Origin of the sequence: Micromonospora sp. M71_S20, assembly GCF_003664255.1 — a bacterium.
Taxonomy (GTDB): domain Bacteria; phylum Actinomycetota; class Actinomycetes; order Mycobacteriales; family Micromonosporaceae; genus Micromonospora.
In genome coordinates this window covers 1,504,366-1,524,051 of record NZ_RCCV01000001.1, presented here as the reverse complement: position 1 = coordinate 1,524,051, position 19,686 = coordinate 1,504,366, and the positions used below count along the sequence as shown (strand labels likewise).

Genomic DNA, 19,686 nt, shown 5'->3' with positions numbered 1-19,686 from the left:
CGACGCGTGTGGCCGCCATCGACTGCGGGACCAACTCGATCCGACTGCTGGTCGCCGACCTGCCGGACGCCTCGGCGGGTCCGGAGGCGCCGCTGGCCGACCTGAGCCGGCGGATGGAGATCGTGCGCCTCGGCCAGGGCGTAGACAAGACGGGGCGGCTGGCCCCGGAGGCGATCGAACGCACCCGGGTCGCGCTGGCCTCGTACGCCGCCGAGATCGAGAAGCTGGGCGCGGAGCGGGTGCGGATGTGCGCCACGTCGGCTTCCCGGGACGCCTCCAACGCCGCCGAGTTCCGCGAGATGGTCGAGCGGACCCTCGGCGTCGCGCCCGAGGTGGTGACCGGCGACGAGGAGGCGCGGCTCTCCTTCACCGGCGCGGTGCGCGGGCTGCCCGCCGACGCGCGCGAGCCGTACCTGGTCGTCGACATCGGCGGCGGCTCGACCGAGTTCGTCGTCGGCACCCGCGCGGGCGGCGTCGAGGCGGCCATCTCGATGGACATCGGCTGCGTCCGGATGACCGAGCGGCACCTGCACGGCGACCCGCCGGCGCTGGACGAGGTCGCCGCGGCGCAGGCCGACATCGCGGTCGCGGTGGACCGGGCGCTGGAGGCCGTGCCGGGCCGGCAGGCGGCCACGCTGGTCGGGCTCGCCGGGTCGGTCACCACCGTGGTCGCGGTCGCCGAGGGCCTCCGGGAGTACGACCCGGAGCGCATCCATCACGCCCGGGTCCCGTACGACGCGGTGGCCGACGTGACCGCCGACCTGCTCGGCAAGAGCCGGGAGCAGCGGCTGGCGATCCCGGTGATGCACCCGGGCCGCGCGGACGTGATCGGGGCGGGTGCCCTGGTGCTCCGGGTGATCATGGAGCGGGCCGGGATGGACTCGGTGGTCGCCTCCGAGCACGACATCCTCGACGGCACCGCCTGGTCGCTGGCCTGAACCGCGCAGGAGGGCCTGGCGAACCTGGAGACCCTGCTCCACGACGGTGGTGAGGCACAGCGTGCGGTGATCGGATCCGGCGGTCGGTTCCGATCACCGCACGGCTCGACCCGGGTCAGCCGGTCCGCGACTCAGCCCGCGAACGCGGCGTCGATCGCATGGGTGTCCTCGTACATGTGGTAGGTCGTGATCTTGCCGTCCCTGACGGCGATGTGCAGGGCGAAGTGGTTGGTGAACGACTTCCCGGTGGCGAGGACCTCGAACTTGTTGTGCCCGAGCACGACCGCGTTCTCCCCGTCGACGACCGTCGCCGTGATCTCGTATTCCTGGGCCGGTCCGAGTACGCGTCCGAACGAGCCGAAGAAGTCCGGCAGTTCGGCCGGGGTGGAGCGCCGCCCGGACCAGGGGATGTCCGGGGTCCCGTTGACCACGAAGTCGAACGTGTCGGCGAAGAGGTCGACGAGTCCTGGTACGTCGCCGGCGCCGAACCGCGCGAAGAAGGATTCGACGACGGCGGCCGTGCTGGTACGTGTCGCGTTGCTCATTGGGATGGAACTCCTCTGTTGTTGACGTGGTTGGGAGCGGCCCTCGCGGGCGGGTGTGAGGGCGGGCCTCAGGCGACGACGGAAAGAACGATCTTTCCGGTGGTGCTGTTGGTCTCGCCGCGCTCGTGGGCGTGAGCCTCAGCGGGAGAGTCGTGTCGACGAGTGGCCGCAGCTGCCCACGAGCGACGAGATCCGTACGCAGCCGACTACCCGGCGCGGCCGGCGGTGGATCAGCAGGGACGCCGGCGACCCGACTGCGCGACGGGGAATGCCGGTATGTTCTCGCCATGCTCGCCGATCCCGCTCAGCTGTTGCCCCGTCCGGTGCTGTGCGTGCTCGGCGCCGGCCTGGACTTCGACACGGTGGGCAGGGTCGCGGCCGAGGCGGGAGCCGCGGCCGGCTTCACGCTCGACGACGAGTACTCCGAACGGGGGCACGACCCGCGGATGTCCTACGCGTTCGGGGCGAGCCTGGCCGGGGCCAGCTTCACCGACGCCGACTGGGCGGCGGTGGAGGCGCACGACAGCGTCGCGTACGTGCTGTCCCGGCCCCTGCGGGCTGTCACGATGCCACCGCGACTGCTGCGGCCGACGCTGCTGGAGGTCTCGCGCGCGGCGCTGGCCGTGTCGGCCGCACTCCTGCGCTCCGGTGCCACCGCCGTGAAGAACGAGAGCAACGGTGTCGCGCACGGGCGGGACCGGTGGCTCTCCCTGGCCGACGAGGCAGCCGCCGCGACGACGGACGCGGAGCTGGCCGGCGTGCTGTACCGCGCCACGGTCAAGCGACCGATCCGCGCCGGCGAGTCGTCGTACAGCTGCGGCATGCACCTGCTCGGCGCGCCCGACGTGGAACTCCTGACGACCGACGGCGGGGTCGAGGAGCGCGTCACCCTGATGGACACGCTGGCGCTGTACCTCCTGACCGACGAGCGGGCGGCGGAGATGGCCGACGGCGAAGGGTTCCGTCTCACCGCCGACTCCCCGCGTTGGCTGCTGGAGCACCGCCCGGACGACCGCCACGAGATCGACGACCTCTTCCACAATCCGCTCGGCTACTGGCGCCTGACACCCGCCTGAGCGGAACACCCTCAGCCGCGCGGCGCGTTCCTTTGACGGTACTGCGCATTGCGCACTAGTGTGCATTGCGTGGACACCACACAACTGCTGAAGGGCGTGCTGGATCTCGCGGTCCTCGCCGTGCTCCGCGCGGAGGACGGCTACGGCTACGACATCCTGCGCCGGCTGCGCGACGCCGGGTTGGAGGAGGTCGGCGACGCCTCGGTCTACGGCACGCTGCGTCGGCTCTACGCCGCCGGCCTGCTGACCACCTACGTCGTGCCGAGCGAATCCGGCCCGCACCGCAAGTACTACTCCCTCAACGCCGCCGGCCGGGACCAGCTCACCCGCTCCGGCAAGCTCTGGCGCTCGTTCGCCACCACCATGGACGCACTGCTCGACGATCGGGGGATGGCGGCATGACCGTCACGGAGCAGGAGATCGCGGACTACGCCGCACGGGTCCGGGCCGCGCTGGCCGACCTGCCGCCGGCACACCGCGACGAGTTGACCGAGGACCTGCCGGAGCACCTCGCCGAGGTCGCCGCCGAGGCCGACGGCTCGCTGGTCGACCGGCTCGGCGAGCCCGAGGCGTACGCGGCCGAGCTGCGCGCCGCCGCCGGGGTCGGCGCCGCCACCACCGGCGGGCGCCGCAACCGTCGCCTCGGTGTCGCCGTGGACCGGTTCCGCGCGCGGGCGCACCGCTGGGACGTGCAACTCGGACCACCCCTCGGGTACGCCACGGCCAGCGAGTTCCTCCGGCTGCTCCGGCCGGCGTGGTGGGTGCTGCGGGGCTACCTGGCCGCCATGCTCGTCACGGTGATCACGACCGGCGACACGTTCGGTGTGCTGCCCGAGCTGAACGGCAGCCTGCTGGCCGGCCTGGTGCTGCTCGCCGGCAGCGTGCTCGCCTCGATCTGGCTCGGCCACCACACGCCGGGCCTGACCCGGCCCAAGCGGCGGATGCTGCACGCCGGCACGGCGGTGCTGGTGATCTTCGGGCTGGTCGGCCTGGCGGACATGAACGACCGGGTAGGCAGCGGCGACCTCGGCTACGAGCAGATCTCGATCGACGACCGGTACGACCACATCCGCGACGTCTTCGTCTACGACCGCGAGGGCCGGTTGGTGGAGAACGCCCGGCTCTTCGACCAGAACGGCGACCCGATCCGGCTCGGCCACCCGACCTGCCTGGCCGTGGGGGATCCGAACGGGATCGGCAATCCCCTGCTGTTCACATATCCGTACTGCCCGCAGCAGGCGCCCTTCGCGCCCCGCGTGCCGGCCGGTTCCGAGCCTTGGACGGGCGTGCCGCCGCTGCCGGCGCCCCCCACCTCGGGCACGCCGACCGAATCCGCGCCCGCCCCGGGCGGCAGTCCGAGCCCGGGATCCACGCCGACGGATGCGCCGACGACTGCGCCGACCGCCACGCCCGCCCCGAGCCGGACGTGAACAGGATCATCGAATGAAGCTGGGAAATAGCTGAACGGATGAGTCCAGCGGGGCAACGGCTGTCGGTCCCGGTCGCTACGGTGTCGTCTGCTCACTCACCCCCCGGAAGGAAAACGCGTGTCAGAGCAGGTCGCACCGCCCCCCGCGCCGGACGCCGCCCAGCCCTCGTCGGCCGTCCAGGCGCCGCCCCCGGCGGAGCCCCAGGCCGAGAAGTCCGGATCCAAGAAGCTGCTCGGCATCGTGGGCGCGATCGTCGTGTTCCTGGTCGTCGCGGGCCTCAAGTTCGGCATCGGCTCGGCGATCGGCAACTTCTTCAACAAGGACGAGACCGCCGAGGCCAAGGTCGGCGACTGCATCGCCGAGCTGCCCGAGGTGACCGGCACCAAGGAGGAGAAGGTCGACGGCGCGAAGGTCGTCGAGTGCACCGCCACCGACGCCGTCTACAACGTCGTCGGCCGCGTCGACGGGCAGACCCAGGCGCAGGCCCGCTCCGGCGAGGCGTGCGGCCAGTACATCAAGGAGGGCCAGGAGGGCTACGTCTACTACAGCATCGAGCCGGGCAAGACTGGCTACCTGCTGTGCCTGACGAAGAAGGCCTGATCCCCCGGTACGACAGGACCGCCGACGGCGGCGCGGACATCGTCCGCGCCGCCGTCGGCGTCCGTGGGTACGGGGGGCGAACAGGAGGTGAATGCCACTGTTCCGGCGTCTTCCCCGGGGCGCTCACGGCGTGGCAGGCTACCGACACGTAGCAACACTGTGCGACCAGCCAACGATGACTGACCGCTAGGAGGACGGCCGATGGGCGAGATGGTGAGCTACCGCGGCAACGGGGGGACGGGCGAGGGGTATCTCGCGATACCCTCCGGCGGTGCGACCAGCCCTGCGGTCATCGTCATCCAGGACTGGTGGGGACTGGTGCCGCACGTCCGGGCGGTCGTGGACCGCTTCGCCGAGGCCGGTTTCGTCGCCCTCGCCCCGGACTTCCGCCACGGCGGCCCGGCCAGCAAGCCGAGCGAGCCCCGGCAGATGCTGAACAGCGCGCAGATGGACGAGGCGGCGGCGGACATCGCCGGCGCGGCGGACTACCTCGCCGGGCGGTCCGAGGTCGCCGGCAAGGTGGGCTGCGCGGGCTTCTGCGCCGGGGCGAGCCTGGCCCTCTGGGCGGCGACCCGTTCCGAGCGGATCGTCGCCACCGCCGCCTTCTACCCCCGGCTGCCGTGGGACGGGATGCGCCCCGAGTGGCCCGACTACGCGGGCAAGGCGGCGCACATCCACTGCTCCGAAGAGGACGGCACCTCCGCCGCCGACGGCGTACGCGCCGTCCGCCGCGCCATCGAGACCTCGGGCGGCACCTGCCAGACCTACGACTACCCCGGCACCTCGCACGCCTTCTTCAACGAGGACCGGCCGGAGCACTTCGACCAGCGTGCCGCCGCCACCGCCTGGGCCCGCACCCTCGAACTCTTCCGGGCCAAGCTTGGCTGAGCCCCGTACGCCCGACGAGGTGGTCGCCCGCGCCGCGCGGGCGACCGACCTGGCCGACCTCGACGCCGCCGTCAGCGACTGCTTCGCCTGCCCGCGGCTGGTGCGGTGGCGGGAGGAGGTGGCCCGCGTCCGCCGGGCGGCCTTCCGGGACCAGGAGTACTGGGGCCGGCCGGTGCCCGGGCTCGGCGTCCCCGACGCGCGCATCGCCATCCTCGGCCTGGCGCCCGCCGCGCACGGCGGCAACCGCACGGGCCGCATCTTCACCGGCGACCGCTCAGGCGACGTCCTGTTCGCCGCGTTGCACCGGGCCGGGCTGGCCAACCAGCCGACCAGCGTCGCCGCCGACGACGGGCTGACCCTGCGCGACCTGCGGATCTTTTCCGCCGTGCGCTGCGCCCCGCCGGACAACAAGCCGACCCCGCAGGAGCGGGACACGTGCGCGCCGTGGCTGCACCGCGAGGTGGCGCTGATCCGGCCCACCCTGCGCGTCGTGGTCGCGCTGGGCGCGTTCGCCTGGGCCTCGTGGTGGCCGGTGCTGCGCCAGGTGTACGGTCTGCGCCCGCCCAGCCCGCGACCGGCGTTCGGCCATGGGGCACACTGGTCCGGCACGGGCGCACCGGAGCTGCTCGGCTGCTACCACGTCAGCCAGCAGAACACCTTCACCGGGCGGCTGACACCAGGGATGCTGGACGACGTGTTCACCCGGGCGAAGCAACTGGCCGGGGTGGACTGAGGCGTGGGGGCGGTGGCGATGACGGACGCGACGCGTCGGCCCGTGCGAACCGCCCCGGTGGCCCGGAGGTAGCCCTCGATGGAACTCAGCGCCCTGCGCAGGTGGTGGCCGGTCGCGGCGGTGGTGCTCCTGCTGGCCGTCGCCGCGTTCTCGTCCGCCCACTCGTCGATCGGCGCCAGCCGGATCCCGCCCGCCGCCGACAGCATCCCCTACATTCCGGAGTATCCGACCGCCGAGCCGGTCCCCTCGATCCCCGTCGAGCCGCGGGACACCGCCGAGACCACCGGGACGCGGATCCCGAAGTGGCTCGTCACCGCCGTCGTCGTGCTGCTCGGGCTGGCCCTGCTCGGCGCGTTCGGCTACCTCACCTGGACGCTGGTCCGGGGCGCGATGCGGCGCACCACCCGGGCGCTGCCGACCCGGCGGCCCCGGCGTACGGCCGAGGGCACCGCCCGCGAGGTGGCCGCCGCCCTCGACGCCGGCCTGGAGGAACTGGACGACCGGGACACCGATCCCCGCACGGCGGTGATCGCCTGCTGGGTGCGCCTGGAGGAGGCCGCCGCCGGGGCGGGCGTGCCCCGGCTGCCCGGCGACACCCCCACCGACCTGGTCACCCGCCTGCTGCGGGGCGACCCCTCGGCGGGCATCCCGGCGATCGCCAGCGCCGACGTGCTGGCCGAGTTCGCCCACGTCTACCGCGAGGCCCGCTACGCCACCCGGAAGGTGGACGAGCGCACCCGCGACCAGGCCCGGGTGGCGCTGCGCCGGCTGCGCGGCGAGTTGACCGTCGTGGTAGCCGCCGACGACGCCGAGGTGCCCGCGTGACCGGGACCGGGGCCCGGTCTCTGCCGGCCCGACGTGGCGAGGTGGCGCGGTGAGCAGCACCAGCATCGACGACCTGCTGAGCTTCGAGGAGGAGCGGCCGGCGCCCGCCGAACGGTCCCGGGGCGGGCGGGCCGGTCGGGTGTTCCGCACCCTGGCCGGCGTCGTGGCGGTCGTGATCGTGCTGGTCGCCGGCCTGCGCGTGGTGGGTCTCCGGGTCTCCCTGCCGGTCCTGGTGGCCGGGGTGGTAGCGCTGTTCCTGGTGCGCCGGGTCGTCGCCGCCCTCGCGCCCCCGCCCCCGCCCCGCTCCGGCGGTCGGGTGCCGGCCGCCGCCGACGACGGCACCTGGAACTGGGGCGCCCGGGACGCGCTGCGCGCCGCGATCAACGGCTGGGAACGGCCGCTGGACTGGGCCGGGAGGGACCGGGAGCGGTTCGCCACGCGGATCCTGCCCCGGATCGGCGAGCTGGCCGACGAGCGGTTGCGCCAGCGCCACGGCCTGACCCGCGAATCCGACCCGGAGCGGGCCCGTGCCCTGCTCGGCGACCGGCTCTGGGCCTTCCTCAGCACCCCCTCCCGCCGCCCCCCGTCGCCGCGCGACCTCGCGGCGATCGTCGCCGAACTGGAGAAGATATGAACGACGTGGACCGCAGCATGCCCGCCGCCGAGGTCGGCCACCTCGCCCGGTCGGTGCTGGAGGCGGTCGGTCAGGTCGTGGTCGGCAAGCGGGACGCGCTGGAGCTGGTCCTCGCCGGGATCCTGGCCGGCGGGCACGTGCTGCTGGAGGATCTGCCGGGCCTCGGCAAGACGCTGACCGCGCGGTCCTTCGCGCAGGCGCTCGGGCTGGACTTCCGCCGGCTCCAGTTCACCCCCGACCTGCTGCCGGCCGACGTGACCGGTTCGTTCCTGTACGACCAGCGCAGCGGCGACTTCGCGTTCCGGGCCGGGCCGGTCTTCACCAACCTGCTCCTCGCCGACGAGATCAACCGGACCCCGCCGAAGACCCAGTCGGCCCTGCTGGAGGCGATGCAGGAGAAGCAGGTCTCGGTGGAGGGCGTGACGTACAAGCTGGACGAGCCGTTCCACGTGCTGGCCACCGCCAACCCCATCGAGTACGAGGGCACCTACCCGCTGCCGGAGGCGCAGCTCGACCGGTTCCTGCTCCGCGTCTCCTTCGGCTATCCCGAAGCCGAGGAGGAGTGGGAGGTGCTGCGCCGACGGATGGCCCGCCGCCGCGAGGAGGCCGACATCAAGCCGGTGGTCGACGCCGAGACGCTGCGCGCCATGCAGGCCGCGCTGGAGGACGTGGTCGTGGAGGACTCCATCGGCCGCTACATAGTCGCGCTGACCGCCGCCACCCGCGAGCACCCGTCGGTGCTGGTGGGCGCCTCGCCGCGCGGCTCGCTGGCGCTGCTGCTGCTGTCCCGCGTACGGGCCGTCATGGCCGGCCGCGACTACGTGGTGCCGGAGGACGTCAAGGAGGTCGCGGCGCCCGCCCTTGCGCACCGGATCACGCTGCGCCCGGAGATGTGGCTGCGCCGCGTCGATCCGTCCTTCGTGGTCGGCGAGGTGCTGGAGGCGACCCCGGCCCCCGCCAGCGGCGCGCTGCCCAGCTACGCCGCCGGGCACTGATGGTCGCGCCCGCCGTGTCGCCCCGCGAGTCGCCGCCGCAGGAGCCGGAGCCCGCGACCGGGTGGGCCCCCACCTGGGCGCTCGGCCGGGCGGTTCTGCTCACCGGGCTGCTGCTGATCGTGGGGGTGCTGCTCGGCCGGGTCGACCTGGTCGTGCTGGCCGCCCCGTTCGCGATCGGCACCGCGTACGCGCTGCGCCGCCGGCCGACCGCCCTGCCACAGGTCTGGATCTCCGCCGACGAGGGCCACCTCGTCGAGGGCGGCGAGCTCACCGGCATGGTCACCGTCGGCAACCCGGACCTGCTCGACTACGACGTGGCGGTGGTCCGCAGCCGGGTCTCACCGTGGCTGCGGGTCGAGCGGGCGACGATCGCCGGGGCGACCGCGGCGTCCGGCACCGGTTCGGCAGCCGGCCCGTCCGTCGCCGAGCGGCCCTTCGTGACCGCCGTCCCCAGGGACGCGGCGGTGGACCTGGAGCTGACCGGCACCGCGCTGCGCTGGGGGCGGCACCCCGTCGGCCCGGCGGGGGCCCGGGCGTCCGCCGCGCAGGGGCTGCTGGTCTCCCGCGCCGTGATCGCCGAGCCGTCCCGGCTGCGGGTCTACCCGAAGACCGAGCCGTTCGACGCGGTGGAGGCGATGCCCCGGGCCGCCGGCCTGGTCGGCGCGCACCACTCGCGCCGGCCCGGCGAGGGTGGCGAGCTGGCCGGCGTACGGGTCTTCGCGCCGGGGGACCGGCTGCGCCGGATCGACTGGCGGGTCTCGCTGCGCGCCCGGCAACTGCACGTGGCGGCCACCCTCTCCGACCGGGACGCCGAGGTGGTGGTGCTGCTCGACGTGCTCGCCGAGGCGGGCCGCTCGGGCGGCGTGGCCGGTGCCGCCTCCGTACTGGACACCACCGTCCGGGCCGCCGCCGCGATCGCCGAGCACTACCTGCATCGCGGCGACCGGGTGTCGATGCTCGAGTACGGCCCGGCCGCGCGCCGGCTGCGCCCGGCCACCGGCCGCCGGCAGTACCTGACCGTCCTGGAGTGGCTGCTGGAGGTGCGGGCGGAGTCCTCGCCGCACGAGCCGTACGACCAGGTGTTCGGGCCGCAGCTGCTGTCGGCGGACGCGCTGGTGGTGGTCCTCACCCCGCTGCTCGACGAGCGGTCGGCGCAGATGCTGGCCCGGCTGGCCCGCTCCGGTCGGTTCGTGGTCGCGGTGGACACCCTGCCGGCGGATCTCACCCCGCCGAAGGATCGGGGCTGGGCCGAGGTGGCGTACCGGCTGTGGCGGCTGGACCGGGACACGATGATCGGGCAACTGCGGGAGCACGGCGTGCCGGTGGTGCCCTGGGCCGGCGCGGGCAGCCTCGACCAGGTGCTGCGGGACGTGGCCCGCCTGGCGACCGCCCCGAGGGTGAACAACCGGTGAGCGCGAGGAGCGCAGCGCAGCGGAGTCCCGCAGTCGCGAACGAAAGGCGGCACCGGTGAGCGCGAGGAACGCAGCGCAGCGGAGTCCCGCAGTCGCGAACGAAAGGCGGCACAGTTGAACGCCGTCATCGAACGGGTCCGGGCCGTGCGGTACGCCGCCGCCCGGGTCAGCCTGACGCCGCTGCTGGTGCGCGCCGGCATCTTCCTCACCACGCTGGTCGGCCTCGTGCTGGCGTACCCGTCACAGGTGCTCCTCGGGCGGCCGCTGCTCGCCCTCGTGGCGGTGGCGGTGCTGCCGGCGGTCGGGCCGCGCCGGGTCTGGCCGACCTTCGCGGCGCTGGTCACGGTCGGCGGCTGGCTGGTGGCCACCGACGGGTACGGCCGACCGATCGCCCTCTGGCGGCTGCTCGCCGTGGCGGCGGCGCTCTACCTCACCCACACCCTCTGCGCGCTGGCCGCCGTGCTGCCGTACGACGCGGTGGTCGATCCGGACCTGATCGTGCGGTGGTTGGCCCGGGCCGGCGGGGTGTTGCTGGCCACCTTCGTCCTCGGTGTGCTGTTGGTCGAGGTCGGCGGGCTCGGTGGTGACGCCGGACACCAGGCGGCGACGGTGGTCGGTCTGCTCGTGGCGGTGGCGGTGGTGGCGTTGCTGGGGTGGCTGCTGCGCCGCAGGTGACAGCCCCTTTCGGGGGAAGTCGTGCAGGTCACAGGGGTTGTGCTCCGTCACAGAGAAGGGGCGCGGGCGGGATTAGCCGGGCTGCGCGGGGAAAGATAGATGACGTGAACCCGAAGCGGATCCTTGTGGTGGGTGCCGGGCACGTCGGTCTCTACGCGGCCCTGCGCCTGTCGAAGAAGCTCAGCTCCCGTGAGGCTGAGGTCGTCGTGGTGGACCCTCAGCCCCACATGACCTACCAGCCGTTCCTGCCCGAGGCGGCTGCCGGGAACATCTCGCCCCGGCACTCCGTGGTGCCGTTGCGGCGGGAGTTGCGGCGGTGCAAGGTGGTGGCGGGCACGGTGACCCGGATCGACCACCACCGCAAGACCGCCGTGGTGCAGCCCATCAGCGGTCCCACCCGGGAGATTCCGTACGACCACGTGGTGGTCGCCCCGGGTTCGGTGTCCCGGACGCTGCCGATCCCCGGCCTGCACGAGCACGGCATCGGCTTCAAGACCATCGGCGAGGCCATCTACCTGCGCAACCACGTGCTGGATCGGCTCGACGTGGCCGCCGCCACGCCGGACCCAGCCGTCCGTCGCTCGGCGCTGACCTTCACCTTCGTCGGCGGCGGGTACGCCGGCATCGAGGCGCTCGCCGAGATGGAGGACATGGCCCGGGACGCCCTGAAGTACTACCCGGAGCTCAAGCCGGAGGACATGCGCTGGGTGCTGGTCGAGGCGACCCAGCGGGTGCTGCCGGAGGTCGACCGGGACATGGGCGCCTACACGGTGCAGCAGCTGCTCAAGCGGAACATGGACATCCGGCTGGACACCCGCCTGGAGTCCTGCCTCGACGGGGTCGTGAAGCTCTCCGACGGCGACAGCTTCCGCTCCGACACCATCGTCTGGACGGCCGGCGTGAAGCCGTCGCCGATGCTGGACGCGACGGACTTCCCCCGCGACGAGCGGCGGCGGGTCACCTGCCTGCCGACCCTCCAGGTGGTCGACGGCGACCGGGTGGTCGACGGCGCCTGGAGCGCCGGTGACTGCGCGGCCGTGCCGGACCTGACCAAGGAGCCGGGCAACTACTGCTCGCCGAGCGCCCAGCACGCGGTGCGTCAGGCCGCCCGGATGGCCGACAACATCGTCAACGTCGTCCGTGGCCGGGAGCCGGTGGAGTACAAGCACAAGCACGCCGGCAGCGTCGCCAGCCTCGGCCTGCACAAGGGCGTGGCCCAGGTGTACGGGATCAAGATGACCGGCTGGCCGGCGTGGTTCATGCACCGGACGTACCACATGAGCCGGATCCCGTCGTTCAACCGCAAGGTCCGGGTCGTGGTCGACTGGACGTTGGCGTTCTTCCTCAAGCGCGAGGTGGTCGCCCTCGGCCAGCTGCACGATCCGCGCGAGGAGTTCGCCGAGGCGTCCCAGCCGGTCGGCGCCGCCCGCGCCGCCTGACGAAGCACGCGAAGCCCTCTCCGCCTCCGGGCGGAGGGGGCTTTCGCGCGTCCGGCCGTCGGCGCGCGGGGCTGCGGCCCGCGCGTACCGGTGTGGGGTCAGACGCGCCAGGTCCAGGCGTCGGCGATCCGGGTGGCGGGGCCGTAGAGCTGCTCCAGCGTGCCGCGCAGGCTGTCGGCGTGCGGGGTGCCGTCGGCCAGCGCCACGCAGGAGGCCCCCCAGAACTCCGCGTCCTCCACGGCCTGCCGGCGCTGTTCGTCCCCGATGACGGGTTGACCGCCGCGCCGGCCGACCTCGGCGAGCAGGGCCGACGTGGGCCGCGAGTAGGTGCCCATCGCCGCCGTGCCGCCGCGACCGTACGGGCCGATGAAGAAGCCCTCCGGCATGCCGAACGCCGCGTCGGCGGCGGTCGCCCAGCGCATCGGCCAGGGCTGCTTGGGCGTGGCGAGCGGCACCGGCACCAGCACCCCGCCCGGCTCGACACACTGGCGCCAGTGCCCGCCGGTGACGAACTCGGGCAGCGGCGGGCGCCCGGCGGTGGGCAGCGGGGTCGGCAGCAGCGGCAGCAGCGCCACGCCGACCGCCGCCGGCACCAGGCGGCGGGCCAGGCCGGTGCCGCGCAAGGCCCGGTCGACCGCCAGCACCAGCAGCGTGGCGATCAGCGGGAGCACCGCGAGGGCGAACCGCATCGGCAGCGCACCGTCCACCACGGGCAGTCCCGAGAGCAGGGCGTACGGGCCCGGAACGGCGGTGCGTTCGCCGTCGACGACCACCCGGGGCCCGAGCGACAGCGCACCTGTCACGAGCGTGCCGACCACGCACGCGACGACCAGTGGGCGACGGCCCAGCCAGAGCGCGCAGGCGGCGGCGACCAACAGCAGGGGCAGCCCGAGGAAGGTGTTGTACTCGGCCGGCCCGGTGGTCAGCCGGGCGGCCCCGTCGCCGCCCGCGACCGACAGCGGCGAGACGGTCCACCAGCTGCGCAGGTCCGCCGAGAAGTAGTGCGGGCTGAACATGCCGTCCGAGACGCCCTGCGGGCCGGCGAACTGGAACCAGAGCGGCCAGGCCAGTACGAGCAGGGCCAGCCCGGCGGCGAGCGTCATCCCGGCGGCGAAGCCGGGCAGGGCGCGGCGGGCCAGGTTCCGGTCCGCCACCGCGTAGGCGACCGCCATCACCAGCAGCGTGACCGCGCAGAGGAAGAGCACCTCCTCGCCGACGAAGACCTGCGCCGTGACCGCCGCCGCCAGGCCGACGGCCGAGCTGACCACCCGCCGGCGGTCCGGCCCGTCGGCGGTGCCCGCCGGGTCGGCGGCCCGCAGCATGCGGACCACGAGCCAGACGATCACCGGAACCAGCCACTGCGCGGTCATGTGCAGGTGGCTGTTGGTCTGCGAGACCATCCCCGGGCCGAAGCCGCAGAGCGCCGCCCCGAGCGCGGCGGCGATCCGGCGGGTGCGCAGCATCCGGGTGAAGAGCAGGTACCAGGCGATCGCGGTGCCGGCCAGGTTCGCCATGGCCAGCAGGGCGAAGGTCACCGGCGCGCCGAACAGCAGGGTCACCGGGGCGAGGAGCACCCCGAGCGCGATGACCGTGGTGTTGGTCATCAGGTTGACCCCGTCCGGCGCGTTGAGCCGCCCGGTGAGCAGGTCGAAGTCGCCGAGCAGCGCCCGGGAGTCGACGGCGAGGAACCACTCGTAGAGGGCCTGGTCCTCCGGGTTGAGCGCCAGGACCCGGGCCGCCGGGTCGGGCCAGAGCCCGTGGGTGAGCCAGCCGGCCAGCGCCACGAAGAGCAGCGCGACGGTGACGTCGGCCCGGCGACGGTGGACGGCGGTCAGCAGGCGCGCCGGCCGGAGCCGGCGGGACGGCCGGTCGGCGACGAGGACAGCCTGGTCAGGGACGGCGTCGGGGGCCGTGGGGGCTGTGCTGCTCACGGTCTCGACCCTAGTGTGACCCGCCCGCCGGGGTACGCCGGGTCGCCGCCGACCCGCTACCGTGACACTGCACCGCGCGTGTCGACCCGCGCGGTGTCACCCGCCCGGGTGGTGGAACGGCAGACACGGCCGCCTTAAAAGCGGCTGCCGCAAGGCGTGCGGGTTCGACCCCCGCCCCGGGCACGCCGCACTCTCAGCTTCCGCTCAGCTTGGCGATCTCCACGGGACTGCCCTGGGCGTTTACTCTTGGGAGTGCACGTTCACGTGCAACGACCCCCTGAGGGAGGCCTGACAGTGAAGACTTCGAACCCGGTGCTCGCCCGGCTCGGCCAGGCGGCCGAGCGGGAGCGCTCCGCCGGGTACGCCCCGACCGGGCCGTACGGACAGCCCGGTTATCCCCAGCAGTACCCGACGGAGGCCGGCTACCCGGCGGCCCCGCCGACCGTCAACACCATGTCGATCGACGACGTGGTGGTCAAGACCGTCACGCTCCTCGGCATCCTCGGCGTCTCCGCCGCGGCCGCCTGGGTGCTGGTGCCCGACGCGCTGCTCGGCGCGGCCTGGATCGGCGCGGCGGTCGTCGGCCTGGTCCTCGGCCTGATCATCTCGTTCTCCCGGATGGCGAACCCGGCGCTGGTCGTCGCGTACGCCGTCGTCGAGGGCGTCTTCGTCGGCATGGTCAGCAAGTTCTTCAACTCGCTCTACGACGGCATCGTGGTCCAGGCGGTGACCGCCACGTTCGGTGTCTTCTTCGTGATGGCCATGCTCTACAAGGCGAAGGTCATCCGGGCGACCCCGAAGTTCGTCAAGGGCATGATCGCCGTGATGGCGGGTCTCTTCGCCGTCATGCTGATCAACCTCGTGTTCGCGCTCTTCGGCGTGAACACCGGCCTGCGCGACGGCAGCCCGCTGGCGATCGGGTTCAGCCTGGTCTGCATCGTCGTCGCCTCGCTGAGCTTCGTGCTCAGCTTCAAGGAGGTCGAGGACGGCGTCCGGATGGGCCTGCCCCAGCGCTACTCCTGGGTCGCCGCCTTCGGCATCCTGGTCAGCCTGGTCTGGCTCTACATCGAGATCCTGCGCCTGCTGAGCTACTTCCAAGGCGACGACTGACCGTCGTCCACGACTGACCGGCGCCCGCCCTCGCACCCGCGAGGGCGGGCGCCGTCGCGTCCCGCCCCGGTCCCGCGTCCCGCCTCTCCGCAGCCCGCCTCTCCGCAGCGTTGATCATGAGGTTAGCGGCGAAGTTGATCGCGATTCCCGCCGCAAACCTCATGATCGCCGGCCGGGCCCGGGGCCCGGGGCCGGGTGGGCGGGGTGGGACGGCGGGGGTGGGGGTGGGTGGGTGGTCCGTAGACTCGGCGGGGTGAGCGTGGGGGAGTTGGGGCGGGCGGTGGAGTTGCTGGTCCGGCAGGTCGGGCACTGGCAGCAGCCCCGCTGGGCGGCTACGGCCGCCGGTGGCAACGTGTCCCGCGCCGATCTCGTGCACCGGCTGGTGCAGGAGATCGCCAACTGGGCCGCCGACGCGGAGGGTGGGCCCCGGCGGACGGTGCCCCGGCTCGACAACGACCTGGCGCTGCCCGACCAGCTCCGGGTGGTGGCCGCCGACCTGGTCGCCGCCGCCCCGCCGCCGGAGGTGCTGGCGCGGGCCGCCGCCGAGGTGACGGCGACCCGCGAGACCCTCTAGCCCGATCCGCGCATGGCCGGGCCGCTCAGCTCAGGCGCTCGACGACCATGGCCATGCCCTGGCCGCCGCCCACGCACATGGTCTCCAGGCCGATCGTCTTGTCGTGCCAGTCCAGGGCGTTGAGCAGGGTGCCCGTGATCCGGGCGCCGGTCATGCCGAACGGGTGCCCGACGGCGATCGCGCCACCCATGACGTTCAGCTTCTCCAGCGGGATGCCGAGCTGGCGGTACGAGGGGATCACCTGGGCGGCGAACGCCTCGTTGATCTCCACGAGGTCGACGTCGTCGATGGTCATCCCGGCCCGGTTGAGCGCCTGCCGGGTGGCCTCGACCGGGCCGAGGCCCATGATCTCCGGCGAGAGGGCGGTCACGCCGGTGGAGACGATCCGGGCCAGCGGCGTGATTCCGAGGTCCCTGGCCCGCTGGGCGCTCATGATCACCACGGCGGCGGCGCCGTCGTTGAGCGGGCAGCAGTTGCCGGCGGTGATGCGGCCGTCCGGACGGAACACCGGCTTCAGCCCGGAGACGCCCTCCAGGGTGACCCCGGCGCGCGGGCCGTCGTCGGTGCCGACCACCGTGCCGTCCGGCGTGGTGACCGGGGTGATCTCCCGGGCCCAGAAGCCGTCGGCGATCGCCTTCTCGGCGAGGTTCTGGCTGCGTACGCCGAACTCGTCCATGTCGGCGCGGGTCACGTCGTACACCTGGGCCAGGTTCTCGGCGGTCTGCCCCATGGTCAGGTAGATGTCCGGCAGCTCGCCGGCCTCGCGCGGGTCGGTCCACACCGGGGCCCCGCCCTGGGCGCGGGCCTTGGAACGCTCGGCCGCGGCGGCGAAGCGCGGGTTCTCCCAGCCGCCGCCGACCAGCGCCTGCGCCTCCTTCGGCAGGCCGTCGGAGTTGCCGCGGGCGTACCGGGAGACCATCTCCACGCCGGCGGAGACGAACACGTCGCCCTCGCCGGCCCGGATCGCGTGCATCGCCATCCGGGTGGTCTGCAGCGACGACGCGCAGTAGCGGGTGAGCGTCGCGCCGGGCAGGGTGTCGAGGCCCATCAGGGTGGCGACCACCCGGGCCATGTTGAAGCCCTGCTCGCCGCCGGGCAGACCGCACCCCAGGTAGAGGTCGTCGATCTCGGCCGGGTCGAGCTGGGGGACCTTGTCCAGGGCGGCCCGCACGATGGTCGCGGCGAGGTCGTCCGGGCGGACGTCGCGCAGGGACCCCTTGTGCGCCCGGCCGATGGGGGAGCGGGCGGTGGCGACGATGACGGCGTCGCGGGACGACTCAGTCGGCATGAACCAACGTTAACCCGTCGGTAACTTCGGGCGGAAGCTGCCCGCCGGCCGGGAAATGTCACGCCGCGCCGTCGCCGTCCCGGCGTCGACGGACCGCTCGCCCACCCGGGGCGGGACCGCGTCGCTCTTCGCCCGCTTCGCCTCCCGCCAGGAGGACCCGCCCGCCACTGGCGGGCGGTTCACCGCCGCGAGGCGACCGCCGCGGCGGCGGCGACGGCCGGCAGCAGGGCGTGCGCCCAGACCCGGTAGCCGTCGGCGGAGGGGTGGTAGCCGTCGTGGCACAGCGTGCCGGCGTCGGCCCGGAACACCGCGCCGGTCTCGGTGGCCAGGTCGACCACCGTGCCGCCGGCGTCGAGCACCGCCGCCGCCTGGGCGCGGGCCACCCGCCGCCCCGACCAGCCGACCACGTTGCGCAGCGGCGGCGCGATGGCGCGTACGGCGCCGAGGTCGGGGCACGTGCCGACGACCACCTCCACCCGGGATTCGCGAAGCCGGTGCACGGCCGCCCCGAGGTAGGCGGCGGCCTCCATCGGGCGACGCAGGGTGGTGGCGTCGTTGGCCCCGATCAGGATCACCGCCACGTCGGGACGCTCGCCGAGCAGCGCCCGGGCCACCTGGGTGGCCAGGTCGGTCGAGCGTGAGCCGGAGACGCCGACGCTGGACAGGTGCACCCGGCGGCCGGCCGGGCCCTCGGCGAGCAGGTTGGCCAGCTGCCCGCCGATGGTCTCGTCGAGGCGGCCGACCCCGACGCCGAGGGCGGACGAGTCACCGAGCAGCACCAGTCGCAGCGGCGGCGCGTCGGCACGCCCGACCGTGGCGCGCAGGGCGAGCGCCAGCTCCGGCTGGGCGTACCGGCGGTGCCGGGCGGCGAAGGCCTGACCGGCGAGGACGGCGGCGCCGCCGACCGTGCCGGCGATGAGGCTGAGCGTCGCCGCCCGGCCCAGTCGATTGGCGAGCCCCGAGGGGATGAAGCGCTCGCTCATGCCAGTCCCTCCAGTGTGGGTGAGTCGGCGGCGGGGCTGGGCTGCGGCGCCGCGCCGACACCGAAGAAGGCCCGTCGGCGCAGCTGCGCCCACCGGCCGGCGGGGCCGCGTTCGCGCCCCCTGACCCGGGTGCCGCTGACCTCGGTGCCCGCGTGGCGGGCCGCCTCCTGGGCGGCCTGCGGCAGCGAGCGCACGCCCTCGCCCCGGTCGAGGGTCGGGCGGCGTTCCTGCCCCGCGCCGAGCGCGGACAGCACGGTCGGCAGCAGGGCGGCGGCGGCCATCGCGTAGCCCTCCGCCGAGGGGTGGAAACGGTCCCAGGCGAACATCCGGGTCGGCTCCGCCGTGAACCGGGGACCGAGCAGGTCGCCGAGGGAGACCGTCCAGCCACCGGCCTCGACCACGGCCACCGTCTGGGCGGCGGCGAGCTGCCGGCTCCAGTGCCGGGCCAGCCACCGCAGCGGCGGCTGGATCGGCCGGATCGCGCCCAGGTCGGGGCAGGTGCCGACGACCACCTCGCAGCCGGCCGCGCGCAGCGTGCGGACCGCGTCGACCAGGTAGCGCACCGCCAGTGCGAACGGCGCGCGGTTGGTCACGTCGTTGCCGCCGATCAGGATCACCGCGACGTCGGGCCGGCACTCCAGCGCCGCCTCCACCTGGTGCCGCAGCACCGCCGAGATGGCGCCGACCACGGCGAAGCGGTGCAGCCGGACGGGGCGTTGCAGGCGGCGGGACAGGCCGGTGGCGAGCAGGGCGCCGGGCGTCTCCCGGCGGCGGTGCACGCCGTAGCCGGCGGCCGACGAGTCGCCGAGCACCACCAGGGTGACCGGCGGGCCCGGCAGCTTCGCGCCGTAGACGCCGTCGCAGCGCGGCGGCGGGGCCTCGGCCATCGGGATCGTGCGGCGGGCCTGCCGGGCCTGCCCGAGAAGCACGCCGCCGGTCGCCACCACGGCCGCGGCGGTGGCGCCCGTGCCGATCGCCGCGAGGCGGGCGAACTGCCGGGCGCGCTGCCAGCGCGGACCAACCGGGACGACGGAACCAGCGACCCCCATACAGCGAGATTATCGCGCCGGCACGACACGCCGCTGTCGTCGTGTCGGCTCGCGGGTGCCTGGAAGGCGACGGTCCTGGGTACCAGTACGGGTGACCGGGGGACGGTTGCGCGGGCGCGTCACCCTGGCACGTGGAGAGGGGCCGAACATGGGGAAGACATTGAAGCGAAGCGCGGCGTTCAGCGCGCTGGCCCGGGCGCTCGCGGCCGGGTCGCGGGGCGGGCCGTCGATCGGGGCACGGCTGGGCGCGCTGCCCCGGATGATCCGGGCCACCGCCCGGGGGGAGTACGACGGCGGCCTGCGGCTGGCCCTGATGACCGCGGCGACGGCGTACATCGTCTCGCCGGTCGACCTGATTCCCGAGATCCCGCTGGCGATCTTCGGGCTGGCCGACGACGCGGTCATGGTGACCTGGCTGGCCGGCAGCGTGCTGGCCGAGACCGAGCGGTTCCTGGAGTGGGAGGCCCGGCGCAGCTCGGTGATCCCCGGGCACGTGGCGTCCTGAACCCACGTACCCTGGGGCGTCGAGAAGACGTCTGCCCGGCCGCCGCCGGCGGCGCC

The 19,686-nt window shown here is 74.1% G+C and carries 20 protein-coding genes, 1 tRNA gene and 1 pseudogene; 17 read left to right on the top strand and 5 right to left on the bottom strand.

The window, feature by feature from the left end; translation table 11 throughout:
* The first annotated feature begins 8 nt into the window (after positions 1-8).
* Complete coding sequence (locus DER29_RS06740; protein WP_121396547.1) at positions 9-938, top strand: Ppx/GppA phosphatase family protein; 930 nt, start codon at positions 9-11, stop codon at positions 936-938.
* Between the two features lie 131 nt (positions 939-1,069).
* Here DER29_RS06740 and DER29_RS06735 read toward each other — a convergent pair whose 3' ends face one another.
* On the bottom strand, positions 1,070-1,483 hold the full coding sequence (locus DER29_RS06735) for a nuclear transport factor 2 family protein (RefSeq protein WP_121396546.1): 414 nt from the start codon (positions 1,481-1,483) through the stop codon (positions 1,070-1,072).
* 287 nt (positions 1,484-1,770) lie between these two features.
* Here DER29_RS06735 and DER29_RS06730 point away from each other — a divergent pair, with 287 nt between their 5' ends.
* The 12 genes from DER29_RS06730 to DER29_RS06675 all read left to right on the top strand — a co-directional run bounded on the left by DER29_RS06730 (position 1,771) and on the right by DER29_RS06675 (position 12,190).
* Entirely contained in the window at positions 1,771-2,559 is a 789-nt protein-coding gene (locus DER29_RS06730; protein WP_121396545.1) for a hypothetical protein, read from the top strand.
* 69 nt (positions 2,560-2,628) lie between these two features.
* Complete coding sequence (locus DER29_RS06725) at positions 2,629-2,961, top strand: PadR family transcriptional regulator (protein WP_121396544.1); 333 nt, start codon at positions 2,629-2,631, stop codon at positions 2,959-2,961.
* Positions 2,958-3,989: a hypothetical protein gene (locus DER29_RS06720; RefSeq protein WP_121396543.1), complete on the top strand. Its 1,032-nt coding sequence runs from the start codon at positions 2,958-2,960 to the stop codon at positions 3,987-3,989. Before DER29_RS06725 ends, DER29_RS06720 begins: the two co-directional genes overlap by 4 nt.
* A 117-nt stretch (positions 3,990-4,106) precedes the next feature.
* The gene (locus DER29_RS06715; protein WP_233599664.1) at positions 4,107-4,589 is read left to right on the top strand and encodes a hypothetical protein; all 483 of its coding nucleotides are present in this window, start codon (positions 4,107-4,109) and stop codon (positions 4,587-4,589) included.
* A gap of 201 nt (positions 4,590-4,790) precedes the next feature.
* On the top strand, positions 4,791-5,477 hold the full coding sequence (locus DER29_RS06710; protein WP_121396542.1) for a dienelactone hydrolase family protein: 687 nt from the start codon (positions 4,791-4,793) through the stop codon (positions 5,475-5,477).
* Between the two features lie 19 nt (positions 5,478-5,496).
* Positions 5,497-6,210, top strand: a complete 714-nt coding sequence (locus DER29_RS06705) for a uracil-DNA glycosylase (protein ID WP_121396541.1) — start codon at positions 5,497-5,499, stop codon at positions 6,208-6,210.
* Between the two features lie 78 nt (positions 6,211-6,288).
* On the top strand, positions 6,289-7,035 hold the full coding sequence (locus tag DER29_RS06700) for a DUF4129 domain-containing protein (protein ID WP_121396540.1): 747 nt from the start codon (positions 6,289-6,291) through the stop codon (positions 7,033-7,035).
* 49 nt (positions 7,036-7,084) lie between these two features.
* Entirely contained in the window at positions 7,085-7,669 is a 585-nt protein-coding gene (locus DER29_RS06695) for a hypothetical protein (RefSeq protein ID WP_121396539.1), read from the top strand.
* Positions 7,666-8,664 carry a MoxR family ATPase gene (locus tag DER29_RS06690; RefSeq protein WP_121396538.1) on the top strand — a complete coding sequence of 333 codons (999 nt, stop codon included), beginning with the start codon at positions 7,666-7,668 and terminating at the stop codon, positions 8,662-8,664. The genes DER29_RS06695 and DER29_RS06690 overlap by 4 nt, the downstream gene beginning before the upstream one ends.
* A complete protein-coding gene (locus DER29_RS06685; RefSeq protein ID WP_121396537.1) occupies positions 8,664-10,076 on the top strand; it encodes a DUF58 domain-containing protein in 1,413 nt (470 codons plus the stop codon). The genes DER29_RS06690 and DER29_RS06685 overlap by 1 nt, the downstream gene beginning before the upstream one ends.
* Before the next feature lie 114 nt (positions 10,077-10,190).
* Positions 10,191-10,751, top strand: coding sequence for a hypothetical protein (locus DER29_RS06680; RefSeq protein WP_121396536.1), 561 nt, complete (start codon positions 10,191-10,193; stop codon positions 10,749-10,751).
* A 104-nt stretch (positions 10,752-10,855) separates the two neighbouring features.
* Positions 10,856-12,190 (top strand): NAD(P)/FAD-dependent oxidoreductase, encoded by a 1,335-nt coding sequence (locus DER29_RS06675; RefSeq protein WP_121396535.1) that lies wholly within the window; start codon positions 10,856-10,858, stop codon positions 12,188-12,190.
* Positions 12,191-12,288: 98 nt separating this feature from the next.
* Here DER29_RS06675 and DER29_RS06670 read toward each other — a convergent pair whose 3' ends face one another.
* A complete protein-coding gene (locus DER29_RS06670; protein WP_121396534.1) occupies positions 12,289-14,121 on the bottom strand; it encodes a hypothetical protein in 1,833 nt (610 codons plus the stop codon).
* 102 nt (positions 14,122-14,223) lie between these two features.
* On the opposite strand from DER29_RS06670, the gene DER29_RS06665 reads away from it, so the two are divergent.
* The 3 genes from DER29_RS06665 (at position 14,224) to DER29_RS06655 (ending at position 15,805) form a co-directional block, all read left to right on the top strand.
* Positions 14,224-14,304, top strand: a tRNA-Leu gene (locus tag DER29_RS06665).
* A 111-nt stretch (positions 14,305-14,415) separates the two neighbouring features.
* On the top strand, positions 14,416-15,231 hold the full coding sequence (locus DER29_RS06660; RefSeq protein WP_121396533.1) for a Bax inhibitor-1/YccA family protein: 816 nt from the start codon (positions 14,416-14,418) through the stop codon (positions 15,229-15,231).
* A gap of 253 nt (positions 15,232-15,484) precedes the next feature.
* Positions 15,485-15,805, top strand: a complete 321-nt coding sequence (locus DER29_RS06655) for a hypothetical protein (protein ID WP_121396532.1) — start codon at positions 15,485-15,487, stop codon at positions 15,803-15,805.
* Between the two features lie 25 nt (positions 15,806-15,830).
* Here the strand turns inward: DER29_RS06655 and DER29_RS06650 are convergent, their stop codons facing one another.
* From DER29_RS06650 to DER29_RS06640, 3 genes and pseudogenes are all read right to left on the bottom strand, one after another.
* Positions 15,831-17,093 (bottom strand): acetyl-CoA C-acetyltransferase, encoded by a 1,263-nt coding sequence (locus tag DER29_RS06650; protein WP_121396531.1) that lies wholly within the window; start codon positions 17,091-17,093, stop codon positions 15,831-15,833.
* Positions 17,094-17,272: 179 nt separating this feature from the next.
* Complete coding sequence (locus tag DER29_RS06645) at positions 17,273-18,076, bottom strand: SGNH/GDSL hydrolase family protein (protein ID WP_121396530.1); 804 nt, start codon at positions 18,074-18,076, stop codon at positions 17,273-17,275.
* A pseudogene (locus DER29_RS06640) lies at positions 18,065-19,125 on the bottom strand (SGNH/GDSL hydrolase family protein); the annotation flags it as partial. The gene DER29_RS06645 and the pseudogene DER29_RS06640, both read right to left, overlap by 12 nt.
* 148 nt (positions 19,126-19,273) lie before the next feature.
* Between DER29_RS06640 and DER29_RS06635 the strand changes: the two are divergent.
* Positions 19,274-19,630 (top strand): YkvA family protein, encoded by a 357-nt coding sequence (locus DER29_RS06635; RefSeq protein WP_121396528.1) that lies wholly within the window; start codon positions 19,274-19,276, stop codon positions 19,628-19,630.
* Positions 19,631-19,686: the final 56 nt, after the last annotated feature.